At 66.4% G+C, this 23,485-nt stretch carries 21 protein-coding genes and 1 pseudogene; 15 read left to right on the plus strand and 7 right to left on the minus strand.

Annotated elements, in window-relative coordinates; translation table 11 throughout:
- The first annotated feature begins 3 nt into the window (after nt 1-3).
- A complete protein-coding gene (locus tag M0765_RS26155) occupies nt 4-645 on the plus strand; it encodes a hypothetical protein (RefSeq protein WP_446751575.1) in 642 nt (213 codons plus the stop codon).
- Nucleotides 621-983: pseudogene (locus M0765_RS29580) on the plus strand (energy transducer TonB); the annotation flags it as partial. The gene M0765_RS26155 and the pseudogene M0765_RS29580, both read left to right, overlap by 25 nt.
- Before the next feature lie 38 nt (nt 984-1,021).
- Here the strand turns inward: M0765_RS29580 and dnaE are convergent.
- The gene (gene dnaE, locus M0765_RS26160) at nt 1,022-4,540 is read right to left on the minus strand and encodes a DNA polymerase III subunit alpha (protein WP_258507012.1); all 3,519 of its coding nucleotides are present in this window, start codon (nt 4,538-4,540) and stop codon (nt 1,022-1,024) included.
- Nucleotides 4,541-4,689: 149 nt separating this feature from the next.
- Here dnaE and M0765_RS26165 point away from each other — a divergent pair, with 149 nt between their 5' ends.
- A complete protein-coding gene (locus M0765_RS26165; RefSeq protein WP_258507014.1) occupies nt 4,690-5,475 on the plus strand; it encodes a sulfurtransferase in 786 nt (261 codons plus the stop codon).
- Between the two features lie 36 nt (nt 5,476-5,511).
- On the opposite strand, the gene M0765_RS26170 is transcribed toward M0765_RS26165, so the two are convergent.
- The 4 genes from M0765_RS26170 to M0765_RS26185 all read right to left on the minus strand — a co-directional run bounded on the left by M0765_RS26170 (nt 5,512) and on the right by M0765_RS26185 (nt 8,285).
- Complete coding sequence (locus M0765_RS26170; protein WP_258507016.1) at nt 5,512-6,435, minus strand: pirin family protein; 924 nt, start codon at nt 6,433-6,435, stop codon at nt 5,512-5,514.
- A gap of 27 nt (nt 6,436-6,462) precedes the next feature.
- A complete protein-coding gene (locus tag M0765_RS26175) occupies nt 6,463-7,014 on the minus strand; it encodes a flavodoxin family protein (protein WP_258507018.1) in 552 nt (183 codons plus the stop codon).
- Between the two features lie 64 nt (nt 7,015-7,078).
- Complete coding sequence (locus tag M0765_RS26180; RefSeq protein ID WP_258507019.1) at nt 7,079-7,516, minus strand: DoxX family protein; 438 nt, start codon at nt 7,514-7,516, stop codon at nt 7,079-7,081.
- Nucleotides 7,517-7,583: 67 nt separating this feature from the next.
- A complete protein-coding gene (locus M0765_RS26185) occupies nt 7,584-8,285 on the minus strand; it encodes a pirin family protein (protein ID WP_258507020.1) in 702 nt (233 codons plus the stop codon).
- Nucleotides 8,286-8,462: 177 nt separating this feature from the next.
- Between M0765_RS26185 and M0765_RS26190 the strand changes: the two genes are divergently transcribed.
- The 4 genes from M0765_RS26190 to trmB all read left to right on the plus strand — a co-directional run bounded on the left by M0765_RS26190 (nt 8,463) and on the right by trmB (nt 12,261).
- Nucleotides 8,463-9,416 (plus strand): LysR family transcriptional regulator, encoded by a 954-nt coding sequence (locus tag M0765_RS26190; protein WP_126749998.1) that lies wholly within the window; start codon nt 8,463-8,465, stop codon nt 9,414-9,416.
- Between the two features lie 85 nt (nt 9,417-9,501).
- A complete protein-coding gene (locus M0765_RS26195; RefSeq protein ID WP_258507022.1) occupies nt 9,502-10,593 on the plus strand; it encodes an NAD(P)/FAD-dependent oxidoreductase in 1,092 nt (363 codons plus the stop codon).
- 7 nt (nt 10,594-10,600) lie between these two features.
- The gene (gluQRS, locus tag M0765_RS26200; protein ID WP_258507023.1) at nt 10,601-11,524 is read left to right on the plus strand and encodes a tRNA glutamyl-Q(34) synthetase GluQRS; all 924 of its coding nucleotides are present in this window, start codon (nt 10,601-10,603) and stop codon (nt 11,522-11,524) included.
- On the plus strand, nt 11,524-12,261 hold the full coding sequence (gene trmB / locus M0765_RS26205; protein WP_258507045.1) for a tRNA (guanosine(46)-N7)-methyltransferase TrmB: 738 nt from the start codon (nt 11,524-11,526) through the stop codon (nt 12,259-12,261). Before gluQRS ends, trmB begins: the two co-directional genes overlap by 1 nt.
- A 51-nt stretch (nt 12,262-12,312) precedes the next feature.
- Here the strand turns inward: trmB and M0765_RS26210 are convergent, their stop codons facing one another.
- A complete protein-coding gene (locus tag M0765_RS26210) occupies nt 12,313-12,897 on the minus strand; it encodes a hypothetical protein (protein WP_258507058.1) in 585 nt (194 codons plus the stop codon).
- Between the two features lie 171 nt (nt 12,898-13,068).
- Here M0765_RS26210 and M0765_RS26215 point away from each other — a divergent pair, with 171 nt between their 5' ends.
- The gene (locus M0765_RS26215; RefSeq protein WP_258507065.1) at nt 13,069-14,226 is read left to right on the plus strand and encodes an ABC transporter substrate-binding protein; all 1,158 of its coding nucleotides are present in this window, start codon (nt 13,069-13,071) and stop codon (nt 14,224-14,226) included.
- 31 nt (nt 14,227-14,257) lie between these two features.
- Here the strand turns inward: M0765_RS26215 and M0765_RS26220 are convergent, their stop codons facing one another.
- Nucleotides 14,258-14,977 (minus strand): Crp/Fnr family transcriptional regulator, encoded by a 720-nt coding sequence (locus tag M0765_RS26220; protein ID WP_258507067.1) that lies wholly within the window; start codon nt 14,975-14,977, stop codon nt 14,258-14,260.
- Between the two features lie 99 nt (nt 14,978-15,076).
- Here M0765_RS26220 and M0765_RS26225 point away from each other — a divergent pair, with 99 nt between their 5' ends.
- The 7 genes from M0765_RS26225 (at nt 15,077) to M0765_RS26255 (ending at nt 23,468) form a co-directional block, all read left to right on the plus strand.
- Entirely contained in the window at nt 15,077-15,667 is a 591-nt protein-coding gene (locus M0765_RS26225; protein ID WP_258507075.1) for an HD domain-containing protein, read from the plus strand.
- 23 nt (nt 15,668-15,690) lie between these two features.
- On the plus strand, nt 15,691-16,458 hold the full coding sequence (locus M0765_RS26230) for a class II aldolase/adducin family protein (protein WP_157614430.1): 768 nt from the start codon (nt 15,691-15,693) through the stop codon (nt 16,456-16,458).
- Nucleotides 16,459-16,553: 95 nt separating this feature from the next.
- The gene (locus tag M0765_RS26235; RefSeq protein WP_258507077.1) at nt 16,554-17,432 is read left to right on the plus strand and encodes a bile acid:sodium symporter family protein; all 879 of its coding nucleotides are present in this window, start codon (nt 16,554-16,556) and stop codon (nt 17,430-17,432) included.
- Nucleotides 17,433-17,439: 7 nt separating this feature from the next.
- Nucleotides 17,440-18,366, plus strand: a complete 927-nt coding sequence (locus M0765_RS26240) for a LysR family transcriptional regulator (protein ID WP_258507079.1) — start codon at nt 17,440-17,442, stop codon at nt 18,364-18,366.
- A 75-nt stretch (nt 18,367-18,441) separates the two neighbouring features.
- A complete protein-coding gene (tcuA, locus tag M0765_RS26245) occupies nt 18,442-19,869 on the plus strand; it encodes an FAD-dependent tricarballylate dehydrogenase TcuA (protein ID WP_258507080.1) in 1,428 nt (475 codons plus the stop codon).
- A complete protein-coding gene (tcuB, locus tag M0765_RS26250) occupies nt 19,853-21,079 on the plus strand; it encodes a tricarballylate utilization 4Fe-4S protein TcuB (RefSeq protein ID WP_258507081.1) in 1,227 nt (408 codons plus the stop codon). Before tcuA ends, tcuB begins: the two co-directional genes overlap by 17 nt.
- A 250-nt stretch (nt 21,080-21,329) precedes the next feature.
- Entirely contained in the window at nt 21,330-23,468 is a 2,139-nt protein-coding gene (locus M0765_RS26255; protein ID WP_258507083.1) for a glycoside hydrolase family 3 N-terminal domain-containing protein, read from the plus strand.
- Nucleotides 23,469-23,485 lie beyond the last annotated feature (17 nt).

Below are 23,485 nucleotides of genomic sequence, written 5' to 3' on the forward strand. Positions count from 1 at the left end.
GGCATGTCGTTAGCTGCCGATCGCCCCGAATTTGCCCCGCCGCCGCAGCGCGGCACGCCGCGCGCGGTGATGCTCGCACTGGTAGCGCATGCACTCCTGATCGCGGCGCTGACCTGGGGAGTGCACTGGAAACGCGAGGCCGAGGACGAAGCCGTCGAGGCTGAGCTCTGGTCGTCCACCGTGCAGCAGGCCGCACCGCGGCAGGCCGCACCGCCAACGCCTGTACCGCCCCCTCCGACTCCAACGCCTGCACCACCGCCCCCGCCTCCGCCGCAGGCCGTGAAGCCGCCGGATCCGACGCCGGCGCCGAAGGCGCCAGACATTGCCCTCGAGCGCGAGAGAAAGCTGAAAGAAGAGAAGGAACGCGAGCGCGAACTCGAAGAAGACCGCCAGGAAAAGCTCAAGCAGCAGCAACTCGCCGCGAAGAAGGCGCAGGAAAAGAAGGATCGCGAAGCGAAGCAACGCGCCGAAGACGAGGCCGATCGCAAACGGGAACAGCAACAGAAGCTGGCCGAACAGAAAAAGCGTGACGAAGCCGAGGTCAAGAAGGCCGAGGCCGCGAAAAAGCCGAAGCGGCCAAGGCCGAAGCTGCTAAGCAGGCGGCGGCGGATCGTGCCGCTGCAATTGAGCGGTCGCGTCGCCTAGCAGGCTCCGCCGATCAAAGTTCCGCGCCGAAAGTCGGCAACGCTGGCGGCTCGGGTAGTGGTGCTGACGGCGGCTATGGAGCGCGCGTAGCCGCGGTGGTCAAGCCCAACATTACCTATCCCGACGCGGATACCGTTCAAGGCAACCCGCGCGCCGAGTTCGAGGTGCAACTGGCACCGGACGGCACCATCACGACCGTCAAGTTAACCCGATCAAGCGGCAATTCCGCATGGGATGCTGCTGCCGAAGGCGGCTTGCGCAAGACCGACAAATTACCGCGCACCAAGGACGGCCGGATCATCACGCCAATGGTGATCGGACTTCGCCCAAGAGACTGAGACTACTTCGCTGCGCGGCCACTTCGGCTGCGGGAGCACTATTCGTAGATCACCGAGGCTTTTCCGGCTTCGGCCTGCGCCGTCCAGCTTGCCAGCGCGGCATCGGTCGGAAAGAACTTGGCACGCTCGCCAAGCTGCAGTTCGACCTGCGCACCGCCGCGCGCCATCGAAAGGCGCACCGGCAGCCCCTGCACCAGATCGCCGTGTTCGCTTTGCTCGGTGCGCGGCGGAAAGTCTTTCACCAGGCGCGCGATGTCCGGCGCCTTGCCGTTGACCGCCACACGCAGGAATTTGCCGAAGCGGCAGCGCGCCGTGGCCAGGTCCCACACCTGCTGCACCTGGAAGCGCGCTTCGAAACCGCCGCGGCCCGGCTGCAGCCGCCCGCTCACGATCACCAGCTCGTCGTCCTTCAGCGTGTTGCGGTTCGCGTTGATCAGCGCCTCGTCGGCGGTCGCGTCGATGGAATCCGACTTGTCGTCGAGCTTGAAGATCGCCAGGCGACCGCGCTGGCCGTTGATCACGCGGAAGTCGCTCACGATGCCCGCAATCACCTGCTGCTCGCGGGTGTCCATCAGGTCGCCGATCTCGCGCTTGCAGAAGCGCCGCACCTCGTGCGACACCTCGTCGAACAGATGGCCCGAGAGGTAGAAGCCCACAGCCGTTTTCTCGTAGGTGAGCCGCTCCTTCACGCCCCAGGGCGTGGCGTCGACCAGTTCGGGCTCCTGCGTGGCCGAGCCGTGCTCGCTGTCGCCGAAGATGTCGACCTGCGCCGCGTTGGCCTCGGTGGCCACCGCAAATTCGAAGGCGCGGTCGACCGAGGCAATGAGCGAAGCGCGGTTCTGCTGGATGGCGTCGAACGCACCGGCCTTGATGAGCGCCTCGACCGTGCGCTTGTTGATGCGCTGGCGGTCGATGCGCACGCAAAAGTCGAACAGGCTCTTGAACGGGCCGCCCTCTTCGCGCGCCCGAACAATGGCTTCAACCGCCAGCTGGCCCGTGCCCTTGACGGCACCCAGTCCGTAGCGAATCACCTTGTCGGTAACCGGCTCGAAGCGGTAGTTGCCGCGGTTCACGTCCGGCGGCTCGAAGGTAATGCCGAAGTTTTTCTGCGCATCTTCGAACAACACCTTGAGCTTGTCGGTGTCGTCCATTTCCACGGTCATGTTGGCGCAGAAGAACTCGGCCGTGTAATGGACCTTGAGCCAGCCCGTGTGGTACGCCAGCAGCGAGTACGCGGCGGCATGCGACTTGTTGAAGCCGTAGCCCGCGAATTTCTCCATCAAGTCGAAGATCTCGTCGGCCTTGTCCTGCGGAATGCCGTGGGTCTTGAGCGCGCCCGCGCGGAATTTCTCGCGGTGCTCGGCCATCTCCTCAAGCTTTTTCTTGCCCATGGCGCGGCGCAGCAGGTCGGCGCCGCCGAGCGAGTAGCCGCCCAGGATCTGCGCGGTCTGCATCACCTGCTCCTGGTAGACCATGATCCCGTAGGTCTCGGAGAGCATTTCGGCCACGGCCGGGTGCGGATACTCCACCTCTTCGCGGCCGTGCTTGCGCGCCACAAAGCTCGGAATCAGGTCCATCGGGCCCGGCCGGTACAGCGCGTTGAGCGCAATCAGGTCTTCAAGGCGGGTGGGCCGTGCGTCCTTCAGCATGCCCTGCATGCCGCGGCTTTCAAACTGGAACACCGCTTCCGTCTTGCCCTCGGAAAACAGCTTGTAGGTTTCGCGGTCGTCCAGCCTGATGTTCTCGTACGCGAAGTTCTCCTGCCCCTTGTGGCGCTTGACGATGAACTCTTTGGCAATCTCGAGAATGGTGAGCGTGGCCAAGCCCAGAAAGTCGAACTTCACGAGGCCGATGGCCTCCACGTCGTCCTTGTCGTACTGGCTCACGGCCGAGTCGCTGCCGGGCTGCTGGTAGAGCGGGCAAAAATCGGTGAGCTTGCCGGGCGCAATCAGCACGCCGCCCGCGTGCATGCCGATGTTGCGGGTCATGCCTTCGAGCTTTTGCGCAAGCTCCACCAGCATGCGCACTTCTTCTTCCTTCTCGATGCGCGCCGCGAGCTGCGGCTCCATCTCGATGGCGTAATTGTTCTTGTCGCCCTCCACCTTCGGCTCGGGCGGGTACTGGATGGTGACCGGCTGGCCCGGCTTGTTCGGAATGAGCTTGCTGATGCCGTCGCAGAACATGTAGCTCATGTCCAGCACGCGGCCCACGTCTCGAATGGCGGCGCGTGCGGCCATGGTTCCGAAGGTGGCGATCTGGCTCACGGCCTCGCGGCCGTATTTGTCCTTGACGTAGTCGATCACCCGGTCGCGGTTGCCCTGGCAGAAGTCGATGTCGAAGTCGGGCATCGAAACGCGCTCGGGGTTCAGGAACCGTTCGAACAGCAGCTTGTATTCGAGCGGATCGAGGTCGGTGATCTTAAGCGCATAGGCCACCAGCGAGCCCGCGCCCGAGCCCCGGCCCGGACCCACCGGGCAGCCGTTGTTCTTGGCCCACTTGATGAAGTCGCCCACGATCAGGAAGTAGCCCGGGAACCCCATGTTCAAGATGGTGTTGATCTCGAACTCCAGCCGCTCGACGTAGCGCGGCCGCTCGGCATCGCGCTTGGCGGGGTCTGGGTACAGGTGCACCAGCCGCTCCTCAAGGCCGGCGAAGGACTCCTGGCGGAAGAACTCGTCGATCGGCATGCGCACGCCTTCGCTGATGAAGGGCGTCGGAAAGTCGGGCAGCTGCGGTTTGCCGAGCACCAGCGTCAGGTTGCAGCGCTTGGCAATCTCGACCGTGTTGGCAAGCGCGCTCGGCACGTCGACAAAGAGCGCCTCCATCTCGGCGCTCGACTTGAAGTACTGCTCCTCGGTGAACTTGCGCACCCGGCGCGGGTTGCCCAGGATTTCACCTTCCGAGATGCAGACGCGCGCCTCGTGCGCTTCGTAGTCCTGGCGTTCAGCAAACTGCACGGGGTGCGTGGCAACCACGGGCAGGCGCAGCCGCGCGGCGAGTTTCACGGCGGCAATCACGTGCGGCTCGTCCTCGGGGCGGCCCGCACGCTGCAACTCGATGTAGAAGCGGTGCGGGAACATGCCCGCCAACTGAAGCGCCAATTCGGCGGCGCGTTCTTCCTGCCCCTGCAAGAGCGGCGCGCCCAGCGGGCCGGCTTGCGCGCCCGAAAGCGCGATCAGCCCGCCCTGCAGTTCTTCGAGCCACTCGAGCTTGCAGGCGGCTTGGGATTGCCCCCGGCCCACGTTCTGGGTCCAGGCACGCGCCAGCAATTCTGAAAGGTGCAGGTAGCCTTCCATGTTCTGCACCAGCAGCACGATGCGCGTGAGCACGCCGGGCTCCTTGCCCAACCCTTCGACGAAGATTTCAGCGCCGATGACTGGCTTGACACCCTTGCTGCGCCCCTGCTTGTAGAACTTGATCGCCCCGAACAGGTTGTTCAGGTCGGTGATGGCCAGTGCGGGCTGCTTGTCGGCAGCGGCGGCCTTGACGACTTCATCGATTCGGTTGGTGCCGTCGACGACGGAAAACTCGGTGTGCAGGCGCAGGTGAACAAACATCCTCCCATTGTAGAAACCGGCACTCCACGATGTGGGTTGGCAATCCCCTAAATTGAGCCCCCCGGCTTGCCACTTCGTGTGCTTCGCCACCCCCCGAGGGGGAGGCTCGGTGCCTTAGGGCGGCCCGGCGGCACCTACAATTCCGCCCCGTGCAAGAGATTTTGAATATTGCGGCCTACAAGTTCGTGGCCATCGACGACAGCCCCGTGCTGCGTGAAGACCTGCGCGGGCGCGCCCTGGCGCTGGGCCTCATGGGCACCATCCTGCTGGCTCCGGAGGGCATCAACCTGTTTTTGGCAGGCGCAGCCGACGCCGTCCACAGCTTTGTAGCCAGCCTGCGCGCCGATCCGCGCTTTGCAGACCTCGAAACCAAGGAAAGCTGGTCGGCCACGCAGCCCTTCCGCCGCATGCTGGTGAAGCTCAAGCGCGAGATCATCCGCATGGACCATCCCGCCATCCAGCCGGCAGCCGGCCGGGCGCCAGGAGTCGATGCCCTCACGCTCAAGCGCTGGCTCGACCAAGGCCACGACGACGAGGGCCGAGAAATCGCACTGCTCGACACGCGCAACGATTTCGAGGTCGACGAAGGCACCTTCGACGGCGCAATCGACTGGCGCATCACCAAGTTCACCGAATTCCCGCCCGCACTGAAAGCGCACCGCGCCGATTTCGTGGGCAAGACGGTGGTGAGCTTCTGCACAGGCGGTATCCGCTGCGAAAAAGCCGCCATCCTCATGCGCGAGGAAGGCATCGAGAACGTGCTGCAGCTCGAAGGCGGCATCCTGAAATATTTCGAAGAGGTCGGCGGTGCGCACTATCACGGCGACTGCTTCGTGTTCGACGGCCGGCGCGCGCTCGCGCCGGACCTGAGCGCACGCGCGGCCGATGCCAGCGCGCGCGCGGCCGAAGATCCCGACCTGGAACGCAAGAACTGAGCTCCGAGGCGCGGGGCCTTCGTCGCCGCGGGCTCGTCAGACCGGCGTGGTGCCGACGTCCGGCTCGCGCACGCCGAACGGCTTGCCCGGCAGCGGAATGAATTCGGTCTCACCGGGCACATGGCCCATGCGCTGGGCGGCCCAGTCGGAGCCCGCCTCCAGAATGCGCTCGCGCCGGCTGGAGACGAAGTTCCAGGTGATGTAGCGCGGCCCATCGAGTGGCTCGCCGCCAATCACCATCAAACGCACCGCCGTATCGGCGCTCAGCACCGCACCCTGGCCGTCCGGCAGGACAACCATCGTGTGTGCCGCAATGATCTCGCCATTGATGCGCGCATCGGCTTCGACGGCGTAGATGGCCAACTCAGGTGCCAGCGCGGGCAGTTCGAAGCGGCCGCCAGCGGGCAGCGCGACGTCGAGGTAGAGCGTCTGCGACAGCGTCTTGACCGGTGAGCGCTTTCCAAAAGCCTCGCCCACCAGCACGCGCACTTGCGCGCCCTGCTCCGCAAGCTCGGGAATGGCGCTGGCCGGCGTGTGCTCGAAGCTCGGCTCGACCTCTTCATGCGCCTGCGGCAAGGCCGCCCAAAGCTGCAGGCCATGGTTCACGTAGGTATCGGCCTTGAGCCGCTCGGGCTTGCGCTCGGAGTGCACGATGCCGCGGCCCGCCGTCATCCAGTTGATGGCGCCGGGCAAAATTTCCTGCACGCTGCCGAGGCTGTCGCGATGCATCATCGCGCCCTCGAAAAGATAAGTGACCGTGGAAAGGCCGATGTGCGGGTGCGGCCGCACGTCGTGCTCGGCACCGGGCTGCTCGGTGGCCGGGCCAAAGTGATCGAAGAACACGAACGGCCCGACCGATCGGCGCTGCGCCGCGGGCAGCAGGCGCCGCACCTTGAAGCCACCGCCAAGGTCCTTGTCGTGCGGTTGAAGCAGTTGGGTCTGTACGGCGGTATCGGTCATCGGGGGGCTCCGTGGTGGGCTGGGTTTTTACCCGCGCGATCTTGCCACTTCGGCGACGCGTTCGCCGAAGGCGCGCGCGGTATCGAAGTCGCCCTTGAACATCTCGGCCGGGCTCGCGTCAGACGGCGACTGCGTGAGCAGGCCGCCATAGCCGCCCACGTAGTTCATCGAATCGCGCGTGGCGGCCTTGTTGTTGGTCGGCAGGATGCCCATGCTCACCCAGATGCCGCTGTGCTGCATCGCGAGCGTCCACAGGTAGGCCATGGTCGTGACCTTGTCGCCGTTCATGGTGGCGCTGTTGGTGAAGCCCGCAAAGAGCTTGTCTTTCCAGCCCTGCGTGAACCACACCTTCGACGATGCATCGGCAAACTTCTTGAACTGCCAGCTCACGCCGCCCATGTAGGTCGGCGAGCCCATGACGATGGCGTCCGCCGCGGCCAACGTTTCCCAACCGCCTTCAGGCAGGTTGCCGTCCGCATCAATGGCAAGCAGCTGCGCGTTGGCTCCCTCGGCAACCGCCTGGGCGATGCGCTGGGTGTGGCCGTAGCCGGAATGAAAGACGACAACGATGTTTGGCATGGGTTGATTCTCCTGAAGTGATGGCGATGGACGTTGATGCGAACGAGCAAAGGCGAAAGCCTGCTTACTTCCTGTCGATGCTGAAACGGCCGGCACCGAAGGCAACGAAGGCGAGCAAACCGCCAGAAATGGCAATGTTCTTGAAGAACATCAGCTGGTTCACGAAGGCCTTGTCCGCAGGCATGCTCCAGTAATTGTGGAACAGCACCGATGCTGCCACGGTGAACACCGCCAGCACCACGGCCGCAAGGCGGGTCTTGAAGCCGACGAGCAGCATCAGGCCAAGGCCCAGCTCCACGACGATTGCGATGACTGCCGCAACCTGCGGCAACGGCGCGCCGACGGACGAGATATACCCGACCGTGCCTGCAAAGCCCATGAGCTTGCTGAAGCCCGCAGGCACGAAAAGCAGCGCGAGCAGCACGCGGCCTACAAGCGCCAGCGTGTCTTGCGCGGCGGTGGGGTTGGATGTGGCGGTTGCGTTGATTGCAGTGGTTGTCATGATGAAACTCCTCGGTTGTGAAAGTGAAATTTGAGAGAAAAGAAACAAGAGCAAAGAGCGCGCCTGCTCAGGCGGCCAGGTCGAACACCAGCACTTCGGCATCCTTGCCGGCGCCGAGCGTCAGTTGCGATTCGCCTTGCAGCATCGCGGCGTCGCCGCCCGACAGCTTCTGGCCGTTGACTTCGAGCTCGCCGCGCACCAGGTGCACATAGCTCTTGCGCTGCGGATCGAGCGTCAGGCTGGCTTTTTCGTCACCGTCGAGCAGGCCGGCGAACAGGCGCGCATCGGCGTGCACCGTGACCGAACCGTCGGCACCGTCGGGCGAGGCCACCAGGCGCAGCTTGCCGCGCTTTTCGTCATTGCTGAATTTCTTCTGCTCGTAGCCGGGCGCAATGCCGCGCACGTTCGGCTCGATCCAGATCTGCAGGAAGTGCGTGGTCTCGTCGGCCTTGTGGTTGAACTCGCTGTGCATCACGCCGCGGCCCGCGCTCATGCGCTGCACGTCGCCCGGCGGAATCGATTCCACGTTGCCCATGCTGTCCTTGTGCGCCAGTTCGCCCGAGAGCACGTAGCTGATGATTTCCATGTCCTTGTGGCCGTGGGTGCCAAAGCCGGCACCGGCGGCCACGCGGTCTTCGTTGATCACCCGCAGGTTGCCGAAGCCCATGTGGGCCGGGTCGTAGTAGCCGGCAAAAGAAAAGCTGTGGAACGAGCGCAGCCAGCCATGGTCGGCATAACCGCGTTCCTGTGATTTACGGACTTGCAACATCGTCAAACTCCTTCGGCCCTTCCCGTCGGGGATGCTCGGGCCTTCTTTCGTATGCCGCGCCGGATGCGCAGCGGATGTGAAGAACTTTAGGTCCGCACCCCTCCCTCAAAAGCGCCCGGTTTTGATGGCATCATTCAAATTATTTGATTGATCGACCGAGCACTCGACGGACCCGAAATGCCCAGCGCCAGAGACGTATTGACCCCCGACGCGCTCGCCATGCTGCAGACCGTGGCCAGCACCGGCAGCTTTGCCGGCGCGGCGCGCGCGCTCAACCTGGTGCCCAGCGCGCTCAGCTACCGCGTGCGCCAGATCGAAGACGCGCTGGACGTACTGCTGTTCGACCGCAGCGCGCGCCAGGCTCGCATCACCGAAGCGGGCGCCGAACTGCTGCGCGAAGCGGCGCGGCTGCTCGGCGAGATCGATGCCGTGGCCAACCGCGTGAAGCGCGTCGCCACCGGCTGGGAGCCGATGCTCACCATCGCGGTCGACAGCGTGATCGCACGCGACCCACTGCTCGACCTGGCCACCGCCTTCTTCGCGCTGAATCCGCCCACGCGGCTCAAGCTGCGCGATGAAACGCTGCTCGGCACCATCGAGGCATTGACCAGCGGCGAGGCCGACCTCGCCATCGGCGCAGTGCTCGACGCGGCAAGCCTCGCCTTCACCGCCACCGGCATCCGCAGCCGGCCGATCGGCGAGCTGTGCTTTGTGTATGCCGTGGCGCCCCACCATCCGCTTGCGCGCCTGCCCGAGCCATTGACCGATGCGGTGCTGCGCCAGCACCGTGCAGTGGCCGCTGCCGACTCGGTGCGCAGCGGGCCCAGCATGACGGTCAACCTGGTCGGCGGACAAGACGTGCTCACGGTGCCGAGCATGCATGCCAAGCTGAACGCGCAACTGCACGGCCTGGGCGGCGGTTTTCTGCCCGAGCCAATGGCGCGTCCCTACATCGAAGCCGGACACCTCGTCGAGCGAAAAACCGAACGCCAGCCGCCGCTCGCGACCATGCATTGCGCCTGGCGCGTGCGCAGCGCGGGCGGGCCGGGGCGCGCGCTCGAATGGTGGCTAGCGCAGTTCGACCACGAGGCCACGCGGCGCGCGCTGCTCGAGCGGCACCGCGGCCGCTAAGGCCGCCTGGTCGGAGGCCCCGCTCCCAGACCGTTGTAGAGTGCGACCACATCCATCGTTTCCCTACACAAGAAAAGAGTCCCTCATGACCACTCGCGCAACTGCCAAGAAGGCAAAGGCCACCGACCGCCACCGAACCCCCGCCGCCCCGCGCCACTACGCCGTCGTGGGCGCCGGCATTGCCGGCGTGGCCTGCGCACGCACACTGGTGCAGGCCGGCCACAAGGTCACTGTCTTCGAACGCGAGGCCGCGCCCGGCGGGCGCATGGCGAGCATCGACACCGCCTTCGGCCGCTTCGACAGCGGCGCCCAATATTTCACCGTGCGCGACGCCCGCTTTGCGCTGGCACTCGAAGCCACGCCCAGCCTTTGCCGCCCCTGGAGCGCCAACCTCGTGCGCGTGCTCGACGCGCACGGCCGTGTGGCCGAGGCGGCATTGCCGGGCCGCGAATCGCACTGGGTCGCCCAGCCCGGCATGGATGCGCTGGTGGCCTACTGGGCCGCGCCGCTGGGCGGCAACCTCGTGACCGGCACGCAGGTCACGCAGATCGAACCCGACGCGCTCGATCCGAAGCGCTGGCAACTGCGCACCGCAGGCGCGGACGATTCGCAGCATGTGTACTCGGGCTTCGATGCCGTGCTGCTGGCAGTGCCGCCCTCGCGCACGCGTGCGCTCTTGGGCGACGGCAAGCTCTCGGCCAGCATCAGCCAGAAGATCGAGCCCGTGCGCATCGCGCCCTGCTGGACGCTGATGATCGCCTTTCCGCAGGCCAACCAGGCCAACATGTCGCACCTCGGCCCGCAATGGAATGCGGCGCGCAGCACGCATCACCGCGTGGCGTGGCTCGCGCGCGAGTCGTCCAAGCCCGGACGCGAACGCGTCGAGCGCTGGACGCTGCAGGCCAGCGCCACCTGGTCGCAAGAACACCTGCGCGACGATGCCGCTCGCGTCGAAGCCAAGCTGCTGCGCGCCTTCTCCGAAATCACCGGCATCCATGCCGCGCCCACGCATGCCCAGGCACGCTGCTGGACCGAAGCCCAGACGCAAGTCCCCGTGGGCAAGAGCCACCTGTGGGACGCCAAGGCCCGCATCGGCGTGGCCGGCGACTGGTGCACCGGCCACCGGGTGGAAGACGCTTTCCTCTCGGGCCTCTCGCTGGCGCTTGCAGTGATCTGATCCGCGGATGCGTGAGACCGGCCGTTTCGCGCCTTCGCCCACTGGCCCGCTGCACGCCGGCTCGCTGGTTGCCGCGCTTGCGAGCTGGCTCGACGTGCGCGCCCGCGGCCCGCACGCGCGCTGGCTGATCCGCATCGAAGACGCGGACACCGAGCGTTGCCTGCCCGGCATGGGCGAGCACATCCTCCGGCAACTGGCCGACTGCGGCCTGCTGCCGGACGAAGCGCCGGTGTGGCAGACGCAGCGCACCCCGCATTACGAAGCAGCGCTTGCCAGGCTGCAGGCCCTCGGCCTCGCCTATCCCTGCGGCTGTTCGCGCAAGGACATCGACGAGGCGCTGGTCCGGCTCGGCCGGCCGCACACTCGTCATGGAGAGCGGGTCTATCCCGGTACTTGCCGCAATGGCCTGCACGGCAAGCCCGCGCGGGCGTGGCGCTTTGCCACTGAAAAATTCGAAGCCCAACAACCGGCGCTTCCGTCGGGCGAGCTCTGCTGGTCCGACCGCCGCCTCGGCCGCCAGTGCCAGCACGTCAGCCGCGAGGTCGGCGACTTCGTGCTGCGCCGCGCCGACGGGCCGTGGGCCTATCAACTCGCGGTGGTGGTCGACGACGCGGAGCAAGGCGTGACCGACGTGGTGCGCGGCGAAGACCTGGCGGACAACACCGCGCGCCAGATCCTGCTGCAACGCGCGCTCGGCATGCCCACGCCAAGTTACCTGCATACCCCTTTGGTGCGCGGCGCCGACGGCGACAAGCTCTCCAAGCAGAACGGCGCCACCCCCATCGACACCGGCACGCCCGAGGCCGCGCTGGCCTCGCTCGGCGCCGCCGCGCGCGTGCTCGGCCTGGGCGCGGCGCGGGGCAGCTCATGCGCCGCGGCACTGGCCGGTTGGGTGCCCGAATGGAGCGGTCTCTACAATTCCCGCCCGTAATGACCTTTCCCGACACCGTGCCCAACGATTCCCCGCCGAGCGACGACGCGGCCGACCAACCGCATCCGCTGCACCGCCGCCTCAAGAGCTTCGTGAAGCGCGCCGGCCGCACCACCGAAGGCCAGGCCCGCGCCTTTGCCGAGCTGGGCCCGCTCTTCCTCTTGCCCTACAAGCCCGAGCCGCTCGACCTGACCGCGGCCTTCGGCGGCCGCGCCGCGCCTACAGTGCTCGAAATCGGCTTCGGCATGGGCGAAGCCACCGCGCACATTGCCACGGTGATGCCCGAGACCAACTTTCTTTGCTGCGAAGTGCATGAGCCCGGCGTGGGCGCACTGCTCAAGCGCATCGGCGAGCAGTCGATCAGCAACATCCGCATTTGCGCGCACGACGCGGTCGACGTGCTCGACCACATGCTGCAGCCCGATTCACTGGCCGGCGTGCATGTGTTCTTTCCCGACCCGTGGCACAAGAAGCGCCACAACAAGCGCCGGCTGATCCAGCCCGAGTTCGTGAAGAAACTTGCCGAGCACCTGCGCCCGGGCGGCTACATCCATTGCGCCACCGACTGGCAGCCTTACGCCGAGCAGATGCTCGAAGTGCTCTCGGCGGAACCTCTGCTGCGCAACACGGCCGACGCCTATGCGCCCAAGCCGGAGTACCGGCCGCTGACCAAGTTCGAGAACCGCGGCCTCAAGCTGGGCCACGGCGTATGGGACCTGGTCTTCCGGCGCGCCTGAGGCGTTGCCGGCGAACCCAACTCTCAGGTCTCAGGTCTCAGGTCTCAGGTCTCAGGCGGCACTTTCTCCGATTGCCGCGGCTGACAGGAACCGCGGCAGCACCGCCTGCACACGATCGAACGCGTCGGTGACCGCGCGGGACACTGCAACCGTCCTCTCCTCGTCGCTGAGCGCAAGCGACTCGCCATAGGCTTTCTGAATGGCTGCATCCATCTGCGCCTTCGGAGCAGTCGCCTTGACAGCCAGCAACTGGTCCCAAGGGCTGGCAATCGGCATGTGGCCGATCGCGGACTTGCCTTCTATCTGCTCCAGATCGAGAGCCGCGGCTTCAAACATCGGATCCGGCCCCCGAAGCGAATAAATTCTTCGATCGTGCCCCTGAAGACACGGAAGCCGCTCTACCGACGGACTCCATCCCAGGCGCACATTGAAGCAGCGCTCCACGCCCTGCCCCGGCTGCCATTCGAGCCAAACCACCAGGCCGGGTCGCACTGCGTTTCGGTACAACATCGTGCCGACGAAGATTCCACGATCCGGGTGCTCCTTCGGCACCGTGACGCTGCGGAACGAAGGAAGATGCCCGCGCATGCCGGCCTTCACTTGCGCAACCCAGATTGATTTGTAGGCTTTGTCCACGGCAGGGGAAACGTAATGCGTCTGATGAACGGAAAAGGGAATGAACCCCTGGAGCTGGAGTATCGCAAGCAGATCGCCCAGGTGAATGCCGGCTTCACCGCGGGTCAGCTCCCTTCCCGGCAGGCACCGAAATTGCTACACTTTTTTACTAGTTTTGACAAAGGGTGGCAAATGAACAGCTCTCGCAGGCAAGTACTGAAGACGTCCGGCGCACTGCTGCTGGGCGGCGGCCTTTCTCTCCCCGCGCTCTCGCAATCCGCCAAGGCGTCCGCCAGCGCGCGTGTCGTGCTGCTGGGCCAGTCGGTGCCGCTGACGGGCGCGGCCGGCGAGATCGGCCTGGCCTTTGCGGCCGGCAGCCGGCTGGCCGTGGGCGAGTTCAACGAGCGCAACGCGGCCAGCGGGCTCCAGCTCAAGCTGCTGCAACTCGACGACGGCTACGACGCCACCCGTGCCGCAGCCAACGCCCGCACGCTGCTGGGCACGGACAAGGCCGACATGCTGTTCGGCTTTGTGGGCACCGCGAGCAGCGATGCCGGCGCCAGTGTTGCCGCGCAGCAGGGCAACCTGCTGTTCGCGCCCTTTGCCGCAGCCGATTCGCTGCGCGAGGCGAGCCATCCCAATGTGTTTCATGTGCGCCCCGGCATGATCGACGAAGCCCTGAAGATCGTGCGCCAGTGCGCCACTGTGGGGCAGACGCGCATCGCGCTGGTGGGCGACGACGACGCCATGGGCCGCGCGGGCCTGGCCGCCGTGCAGCAGGCCGTCACCGAGCTCAAGGTGCCGCCGCTGGTGGCCACGGCCATGGTTCCCATGGGCGGCGACAAGCTCGACGCAGCGCTCAAGACCGTGCTGCAGCAGACACCACAGGCCATCGTGCTGGTGTCGCTCTCCGGCACCACGGCCAACGCCATCCGCAAGCTGCGCAAGAGCGGCTACACGGGCAGCTTCATGGCCTTCTCGATCGTGGGCATCGATCCGCTCTACGCCGAACTCGGCAAGGACATCGGCGGCATCGTCATCTCGCAGGTGGTGCCGTCGCCCCGGCCTTCGGCCATTCCCATCGTCAAGGAATACCGCGCCGCCGTCGACAACTCCGACCAGACGCCCTCGTACGAAGGCCTGGAGGGGTTCATTGCCGCCAAGGTGGTGGGCGAAGCGGTGCGGCGCGCGGGCCGCAGCTTCACCACTGCCAGCCTGCAGCGCGTGATGACGGCCATGACCGACTACGACGTGGGCGGCTTCCGCATCAACCTGCGGCCCGGCCTGCGCGATCCCTCGCGAAACATCGACCTGATCAGCATCTCGGCGGACGGCCGCGTCTTGCGCTGAATACGCCTGAACACGCGCTGAATGCGCCGGGCTAGCCGCTGCGCACCAGCGCCTGCAGCGCATCGACCGAAAGAAGCTCGATGCGCCCGTAGCTCAGCGAAATCACCTCGTCGCGCGCCAGCGCGTTGAGCTCCTTCGAGAGCGTCTGGCGCGTGACGCCGAGCATCATGGCCAGCGCTTCCTGCGGCAGCATCAGCGTGCGGCGCAATTGCACCGATTGCGTGGCATCGCCGCGCGCCAGCACCAGCAGGCGGTGCGCCACGCGTGCGCGCAAGCTGCGCAGCGTGGCATCTTCGGTCAGCCCGTAGAGCATGCGCACCCTTGCGGCCAGCATCATGGCAATGGCGTTGGCAAAGACAACGTCGCGCATCTGCTGGGCAAAAGCTTCGGGCGGCACCACCAGCAGATCGAGCGGCTCCAGCGCGGTGGCATCGTGCGTGCGCGGCGAGCCGTCGAGCAGCGTGATCTCGCCAAACCAGTTGCCGGCCTCGAGCACCGCAAGGATGGCCTCGCGCCCGTCCTGCCGCAGCGACGATATCTTGATGGTGCCGGCCACCAGGCCATAGAAGCCGCCGCCTGCCGCATGCACCGGATCGCCCTGGCGAAACACCATGGCACCGCGCCGCAAATGAATGAGTTCGGCTGCGCCAAGCAGGGCCTCGCGCTGCGGCCGCGGAATGCTCGTGAACCACGGATTGCGCTCCATCGCAGCCAGGTGCGAAGCGGAAAGGCGCGGCTTGGGAGCGGGCATCGGGGGTTTTCCAGACCCCTGCATTGTCAAATCCTTGACAGTTGCACGTCAAGCACGGGTCTACAGTGGCCGGCACCCCACAAGAATGGAGACCACAAGATGAGCGAACGGGCGAGTTTCACCAGCATGCAGCAGAGCACGCGCGAAGACTGGCAACTGATCGGCGGCGAGTTCAGGCAATTTGCAGGCGGCCTGCCCGCGCGCGTGATCAGGCACTTGCAGATCCTCGAAGGCGACTACGGCGGCTTTCCGGTCGACCGCTATACCCATTCGCTGCAAACCGCAACCCGCGCGCTGCGCGACGGCCGCGACGAGGAATACGTGGTGTGCGCGCTGCTGCACGACATTGGCGACACGCTCGGCAGCTTCAACCACCCCGACATTGCAGCCGCAATCCTGAAGCCCTTCGTGAGCGAGGCCAACCACTGGATGGTGCAGCACCACGGCATCTTCCAGGGCCACTACTTCTTTCACCACATCGGCCTGGACCGCGACATGCGCGACAACTTCAGGAGCCACCCGCACTACGAGCGCACGGCCGAGTTCTGCGCGCTGTACGACAACCCGGCCTTCGACCCCAAGGCCGAGACGCTGCCCATCAGCGAATTCGAACCCATGCTGCAGCGCCTGATGGCGCAGCCCAAGCAGAGCATCTACAAGGCCGCGATGCAAGAGCCGGCCGCCGCCTGACACCCGACAAAGGAAACATCCCCATGAACGCAAACTCCCAATCCGAAATCCAGAAGCTCGTGTCCGCCGAAGAGTGGCAGCTGCGCGTCGACCTTGCCGCCTGCTACCGACTGGTGGCGCTCTACGGCTGGAGCGACCTGGTGTTCACGCACATCAGCGCGCGCATTCCCGGGCCCGAGCACCACTTCCTCATCAACCCCTACGGCCTGATGTTCGACGAGATCACCGCGTCCAGCCTGGTCAAGGTCGACCAGCAGTGCAACAAGATCATCGAGTCGCCCTACCCCGTCAACCCGGCCGGCTTCGTGATCCATAGCGCCGTGCATGCCGCGCGCGAAGACATCCAGTGCGTGCTGCACACCCACACCAAGGCCGGCATTGCCGTAAGCGCGCAGAAGAACGGCGTGCTGCCCATCAGCCAGCAATCGACCTTCGTGCTGGCCTCTCTCGCCTACCACGACTACGAAGGCGTGGCCTTCCGCGATGACGAAAAGCCGCGCCTGCAGGCCGACATGGGCAATGCCAATTTCCTGATGCTGCGCAACCACGGCCTGCTGACTTGCGGCAAGACCATTGCAGACGCGTTCCTTTCGATGTACACCTTCGAGAACACTTGCCAGATCCAGATTGCAGCGCAGTCGGGCGGCGGCGAACTCACGCAGGTGAACCCGAAGATCGTCGAAGGCGTGGGCCAGGCGATGAAGGTGCAGACGGGCGGCCTGGGCGGGCAGTTCGTCTGGCCTTCGCTCATTCGCAAGCTCGACCGCATCGACGACAGCTACAAGCAATAAGACGCGCCGATTCCGGTTTGCACGGCTGCCAGTGCCTGCGCGACAGGTGCCGGCAGCCATTTTTTTAGAAGAAGCAAGAAGAGGAGACAACAAGCATGGACGCTACGCTCATCGTGACCCGGTTTCTGTTCGGCGCACTGGCGCTGGTGATGTTCGGGCTCGGGCTTTCGCTCTCGCTGGAAGACTTTCGGCGGCTTTTCAAGCACCCCAAGGCGGTGACCATTGCGCTCGCGCTGCAGGTCGTCGGCCTGCCGCTGGCCTGCTACGCCATCATCGTCGGCTTCGGCCTCTCGCCGGTGTTTGCCATCGGGCTCATGCTGCTCGCGGCTTCGCCGGGCGGCATTTCGGCCAACCTGTTCTCGCACCTGTTCGGTGGCAACGTGGCCATGAACATCTCGCTCACGGCGGTGAACACGCTGCTGTCGATCGTCACGTTGCCGCTTATCGCCAACTGGGCCATCGGGCACTTTGCGCAAAGCGGCCAGGTGGTGCCGCTGCAAACGCGCAAGCTGGTGGAGGTGATCGCCATCGTGCTGGTGCCGGTGGCCATCGGCATGTTCGTGGCCTCGCGCAAGCCCGGCTTCGCGGCGCGCATGGAAAAGCCGACCAAGATCTTCAGCGCCGTGGTGCTTGCGGTGGTCACGGTGCTGGCCATTGCGAACGAATGGAAGACCATCACGGCCACCTTCGCCGAAATCGGCCTGCCGGTGCTGCTGTTCAACCTGCTGAGCCTGCTGGCGGGCTATTACCTGAGCCGGGCCGCGGGCCTGGACAAGGCGCTTGCCACCGCCATCAGCTACGAGATCGGCATCCACAACTCCACCCTGGCCATCTTCATCGCGGTGAGCGTGCTGGGCAGCTTTCAGCTCGCGCTGCCGGCCGCGATCTATTCGGTGGTGATGTACATCACCGCCCCGCTGTTCGGCTGGTTGCTGCTGCGCAAGCGGCAACCGGAGGCCGTGCCTGCGCGATGATGCGGGCATGGAACTGAGGCAACTGCGTTACTTCGTCAAGGTCTGCGAACTCCGCAGCATGGGCCGCGCGGCCGTCGAGTTGGGCGTGGTCACGTCGGCGCTGAGCCAGCAGATCAGCCGGCTCGAGAGCGAGCTTTCGACGCGGCTGCTGCAGCGCAGCTCGACCGGCGTGGTGCCCACCGATGCCGGCCTGGCCTTCTTGCACCAGGCGCAGCTCACGCTGCGGCATGCCGACGACGCCGTGCGCGCGGCGCAGCAGGCGCGCCTGTCGGGCCATGTGAGCGTGGGCCTGGCGCCCACCACGGCCACGGTGCTCGGCGTGCCGCTGATGCGCGCCATGCAGGAGCGCTACCCCGACGTGCGGCTGCACATGGTCGAGGCGCTCTCGGGCCACCTCACCACCATGCTGCATGCGCGCCAGCTCGACCTGGCCGTGCTGTTCCAGACCGACACGCCGCGGCGCTGGAGCGTGCTGCCGCTGCTGGCTGAAAAGCTGTTCGTCATCGCATCGCCGACGCTGGACGGGCGCCCCACGGGCACCAAGGTGCGCCTGTCGCAACTGGCCGATGTGCCACTCATCCTGCCCAGCGGCAGCCATGGTCTCCGCGCAACGCTGATGGCCGCCTTCGCGCGAGCGCGGATTCAGCCGCGCATCGTCGCCGAGGTGGATGGCTTGGCGCTGTTGATGGACGCGGTGCGCGCAGGCCACGGCGCGACCATCCAACCCGGCGCCGCCACGGCCCGGCACGACCGCGACGACCTGCAGCTCACGCAGATCAGCGATGCGCACGTGGGCCGCCGCAACCTGCTCGTCAGCCTCTCTGACGACGAGCTTTCGCCCGCCGCACTCGCCGCCCGCGTGGTGCTTGCGGACACCGCCCGCGCCCTGGTGCGCGAAGGCCGCTGGACCGGCGCCAGTCTTCTCGAAAACTGAACACCCGTTGCCTCTTTCGGCCTTTCGCGTGAAGGCCCAGCTCCCTAAAGTCTCCTGCATCAAGGAGACCCACGAGTGATAGATGTTCTGGTTGTCGGCGGCGGCAATGCCGCGCTGTGCGCTGCCCTGATGGCGCGCGAAGCCGGCGCTTCGGTGCTGCTGCTCGAAGCCTCGCCCAAGGAATGGCGCGGCGGCAACTCGCAGCACACCCGCAACCTGCGCTGCATGCACGACGCGCCGCAGGACGTGCTGATCGACGCCTACCCTGAAGAGGAGTACTGGCAAGACCTGCTCAAGGTGACCGGCGGCCTCACCGACGAGCACTTGGCGCGCCTGGTGATTCGCGCCTCTTCCAACTGCCGCGATTGGATGCGCAGCCACGGCGTGCACTTTCAGCCGCCGCTTTCGGGTGCGTTGCACGTGGCGCGCACCAATGCCTTCTTCATGGGCGGCGGCAAGGCGCTGGTGAACGCCTATTTCCGCAGCGCCGAAAAGCTGGGCGTGCAGATCCGCTACGACACGCCCGTGGCCTCGGTGGAGCTCGACGGCGGCCGCTTCGTGGCCGTGCACACCGAAGCCGGGGAACGCATCGAAGCCAGGAGCTGCGTGCTGGCCGCCGGGGGCTTCGAGTCGAACCGCGAATGGCTGCGCGAAGCCTGGGGCCAGAACGAGCGCGGCGAGTGGCCGGCCGACAACTTCCTGATCCGTGGCACGCGCTTCAACCAGGGCGTGCTGCTCAAGCACATGATCGAAGCGGGTGCCGACAGCATCGGCGATCCGTCGCAGGGCCACATGGTGGCCATCGACGCGCGCGCGCCGCTGTACGACGGCGGCATCTGCACGCGCATCGACTGCGTCTCGCTCGGTGTGGTAGTCAACCGCGAGGCGCAGCGCTTCTACGACGAGGGCGAAGACTTCTGGCCCAAGCGCTATGCGATCTGGGGCCGGCTCGTGGCTCAGCAGCCGGGGCAGATCGCATGGTCGGTAATCGACCAGAAGGCAGTCGGGCGCTTCATGCCGCCGGTGTTCACCGGCACGCAGGCAAACACGCTCGGCGAACTCGCGCAGAAGATCGGCCTGGACGAAACCGCGTTCGTTCGCACCGTGCAGGACTACAACGCTGCCTGCCGCATCGGCCGCTTCGACCACACGGCCCTGGACGACTGCCACACCGAAGGCCTCTCGCCCCCCAAGACGCACTGGGCGCGCCCGCTGGACACCGCCCCCTTCTACGCCTACCCCGTGCGGCCCGGCATCACCTTCACCTATCTCGGCCTGAAGGTGGACGAGACGGCCGCAGTGCGCTTCGGCGGCCGGCCCAGCCCCAACCTCTTCGTGGCCGGCGAAATGATGGCTGGCAACGTGCTGGGCAAGGGCTACACGGCCGGCGTGGGCATGAGCATCGGTACGGCCTTCGGGCGCATCGCCGGCACGCAGGCTGCGCGCGCGGCAAAAAACCCGTCGAAGAATTCCCCGGAGGCCGCCCTTGCAGCAGCTCACTGACCTCGTCGCGCGTGCCCGTGCGGATGCCGACGGCATAGGCAGCGCCTCGCCGCGCGTGATTCCGATTCGCCCCGCCCTGCCCCTGACTGCGAGCGAGGGCGAGGTGGCGCGCATCCTGCAGATCTGCAATGCCTGCCGCTATTGCGAAGGCTTTTGCGCCGTGTTTCCCGCAATGACGCGGCGGCTCGAGTTCGGCAAGGCCGACACGCACTACCTTGCCAACCTGTGCCACAACTGCGGCTCCTGTCTGCATGCTTGCCAATATGCGCCGCCGCACGAGTTTGCGGTGAACGTGCCGCAAGCCATGGCGCAGGTGCGCATGCAGACGTACCACGACTATGCGTGGCCGCCCGCGATGGGCGCGCTCTACAAGAAGGCCGGCTTGACCGTTGCGCTCGCACTGGCCGCCGGCCTCGCGCTGTTCCTTGTGTTGGCCGTGGCAATGACGGGATCGCTGCTGCATGAGCCGCTCGCGGGCAATTTCTACGCGATCTTTCCGCACAACTTTCTGGCGCTGGTGTTCGGCGCGGTGTTCGGCCTGGTGGTGTTCGCGCTGGGCATGGGCACGCGCCGGTTCTGGCGCGAGGTGTCGCCGGCACAGGAAGGCGCGCCCGCCGAAGTGGCCGGCGTGCGCGCCGCGGCGAGCGCCGAGGCGGCGCACGACGTGCTGCGCCTCAAGTACCTGGACGGCGGCCACGGCCAGGGCTGCAACAACGAGGACGACCGCTTCACGCTCTGGCGCAGGCGCTTTCACCACTTCACCTTCTACGGCTTCATGCTGTGCTTTGCCTCCACCTGCGTTGCAACGCTGTACCACTACCTGCTCGGGCTGCAAGCGCCCTACGCGCTCACCAGCCTGCCGGTGCTGCTGGGCACTGCCGGCGGCATCGGCCTGGTGGTCGGCCCGGTCGGGTTGCTGTGGATGAACCTGCGGCGCAATGCCGCGCACGGCGACATTGCGCAGCGGCCGATGGACCGCGGCTTCATCGCGCTGCTGCTGCTCACCAGCCTGACGGGCCTTGCGCTGCTCGCCTGGCGCGACACCGCCTTCATGGCGCTGCTGCTCGCGGTGCACCTGGGCGTGGTCATGGCGCTCTTCCTGACGCTGCCCTACGGCAAGTTCGCGCACGGCATCTTCCGCTCGGCGGCGCTGCTGAAGTTCGCGATTGAAAAACGCCTGCCCAGCCGCTTGCAGCTGGGCGGCGACTGACCGCCGCGCCGACGAGAACAGGCTTTAAACCACGTGTAACAGCTCAAAAGCCCGACCGTTTCCGTGCGGTCGGGCTTTGGCGTGAGAATGGCGGGCCATGCACGTTCGAACCCCCGCCATGGCGGCCCTGCTGGGCTTGGCCTGTTTTCTTTCTCCCGTTTCCGCCGTCACCCCCGTCTCACAGAGAGCCCCTGCAACCCCTGCAGGGCCTCAAGGCGCGGACGCGCGTATCGATTCGCTCGTCGCCCGCATGACGGTCGAAGAGAAGGTGGGCCAGCTCAGCCTCTACGGCCCCGCCGACACCAACATTCCCGGCAACCCCCAGGCCGGCCAGCGCAATGCGCAGCAAGAGATCGAGGACGTGCGCGCCGGCCGGCTCACGGGCCTGTTCAACAACCAGGGGCTGGAGCGCAAGCGCGTGCTGCAAGAGGTGGCCGTGCGCGAATCGCGCCTGGGCATTCCGCTGCTCTACGGCGCCGACGTGATCCACGGCTTTCGCACCATCTTCCCCATGCCCCTGGCAGAGGCCGCGAGCTGGGAGCCCGAACTGGCCGAGCGCACCGCGCGCGCCGCGGCGGTGGAAGCCAGCGCCGACGGCTTTCGCTGGACCTTTGCGCCCATGGTGGACATTGCCCGCGATGCACGCTGGGGCCGCGGCATCGAGGGTGCCGGCGAAGACGTGTACCTGGCCAACCTGTTCGCGGCGGCACGCGTGCGCGGCTTCCAGGGCAGCGACCTCTCGCGCGGCGATGCATTGCTGGCCACGCCCAAGCACTTTGCGGCCTATGGTGCGGCCGAGGGCGGGCTTGACTACGCAGCCACCGACATTTCCGAACGCACGCTGCGCCAGGTGTACCTGCCGCCGTTCCGCGCCGCGCTGGACGCGGGTGCGCTCTCGGTGATGAGCGCCTTCAACGAGATCTCCGGCATCCCGTCGATTGCCAACCCGGCGCTGCTGACGGGCGTGCTGCGCGACGAGTGGAAGTTCAAGGGCTTCGTGGTTTCGGACTACACCGCCGACGAGGAGCTCATTGCCCACGGCTACGCCGCCAATGGGCGGCAAGCGGCCAAGCAGTCGTTCCTGGCCGGCACCGATGTCAGCATGCAGAGCGGCTTGTACATGCGCTACCTGCCCGAACTCGTGGCCTCGGGCGAAGTGCCGATGGCCCGGCTGGACGATGCGGTACGCCGCGTGCTGTGGGTCAAGCAGAAGCTCGGCCTGTTCGACCGGCCCTTTCGCGGGCTCGACGGCCCTCCGGCGCAGGCCCGCCCCGAAAACCCCGCGCACATTGCGCTGGCGCGCGAGGACGCCCGCCGTTCCATCGTGATGCTGAAGAACGAACGCGCAGTGCTCCCGCTGCCCAAGTCCGGCAAGAAGATCGCGCTCATCGGCCCCTTCGCCTCCGGCACGCAAGACCTGCTCGGCGCCTGGAGCCTGTTCCCGGGCCAGTCGGCCCCCGTTGGCATTGAAGACGGCCTGCGTGCCGCACTGCGCGACCCCGCAGCATTGACCGTGGTGCGCGGCTCGGGCATCGAGTCGCCGCTGGCGGGCGGCATCGAAGCCGCGGTGGCGGCGGCACGCAATGCCGACGTGGTGGTGCTCGCCGTCGGCGAGGGCCAACTCATGTCGGGCGAGGCCCGTTCGCGCACCGACATCGGTCTTCCCCAGGCTCAGCAAGACTTGGCCGAAGCGGTGGCCGCCACCGGCAAGCCCGTGGTCGTGCTGCTGAGCAACGGCCGTGCAATGGCGTTGCGGGGCGCCGTGCGCAATGCGGACGCGATTCTCGTCACCTGGTTTCTTGGCGTGCAAACCGGCTCAGCCATTGCCGACGTGGTGTTCGGCGACTTCAACCCGTCGGGCCGGTTGCCGGTGAGCTTTCCACAGACGTCGGGACAGGTGCCCTTCTACTATGGGCAGAAGCGCACCGGCCGCCCGTTGCCCGACAACGACCAGGCCATGGCTTTCAAGACTCGCTACGTGGACACCACGAACCAGGCGCTCTACCCGTTCGGATACGGCATCGGCTATGCACCGGTGCGCTACGACGGCGTCGAACTCAGCCGCGACCGGTTGCCGCTTGGCAGCACCCTGCGTGTGCGAGCGACCGTAACCAACACCGGCCAGCGCGAGGCCGAGGAAGTGGTGCAGCTGTACACCGCCGAACGCGCCGCGAGCGTGACGCGGCCCGTGCGCGAACTCAAGAACTTTCAAAAGGTGCGCATCGAGCCCGGCGCATCGAAGGTCGTCGAGTTCACGCTGGGTGCAGAAGACCTGCAGTTCATCGGCCGCGACATGAAGCCGACCGTCGAACCCGGCGAGTTCGACTTATGGGTGGCGCCATCGGCTACCGGCGGCATCCGAAAGAGCTTTGCGCTGACGCGGGAGTGATGCACTCATGACTACAC

Origin of the sequence: Variovorax sp. S12S4, from assembly GCF_023195515.1 — a bacterium.
Classification (GTDB): domain Bacteria; phylum Pseudomonadota; class Gammaproteobacteria; order Burkholderiales; family Burkholderiaceae_C; genus Variovorax.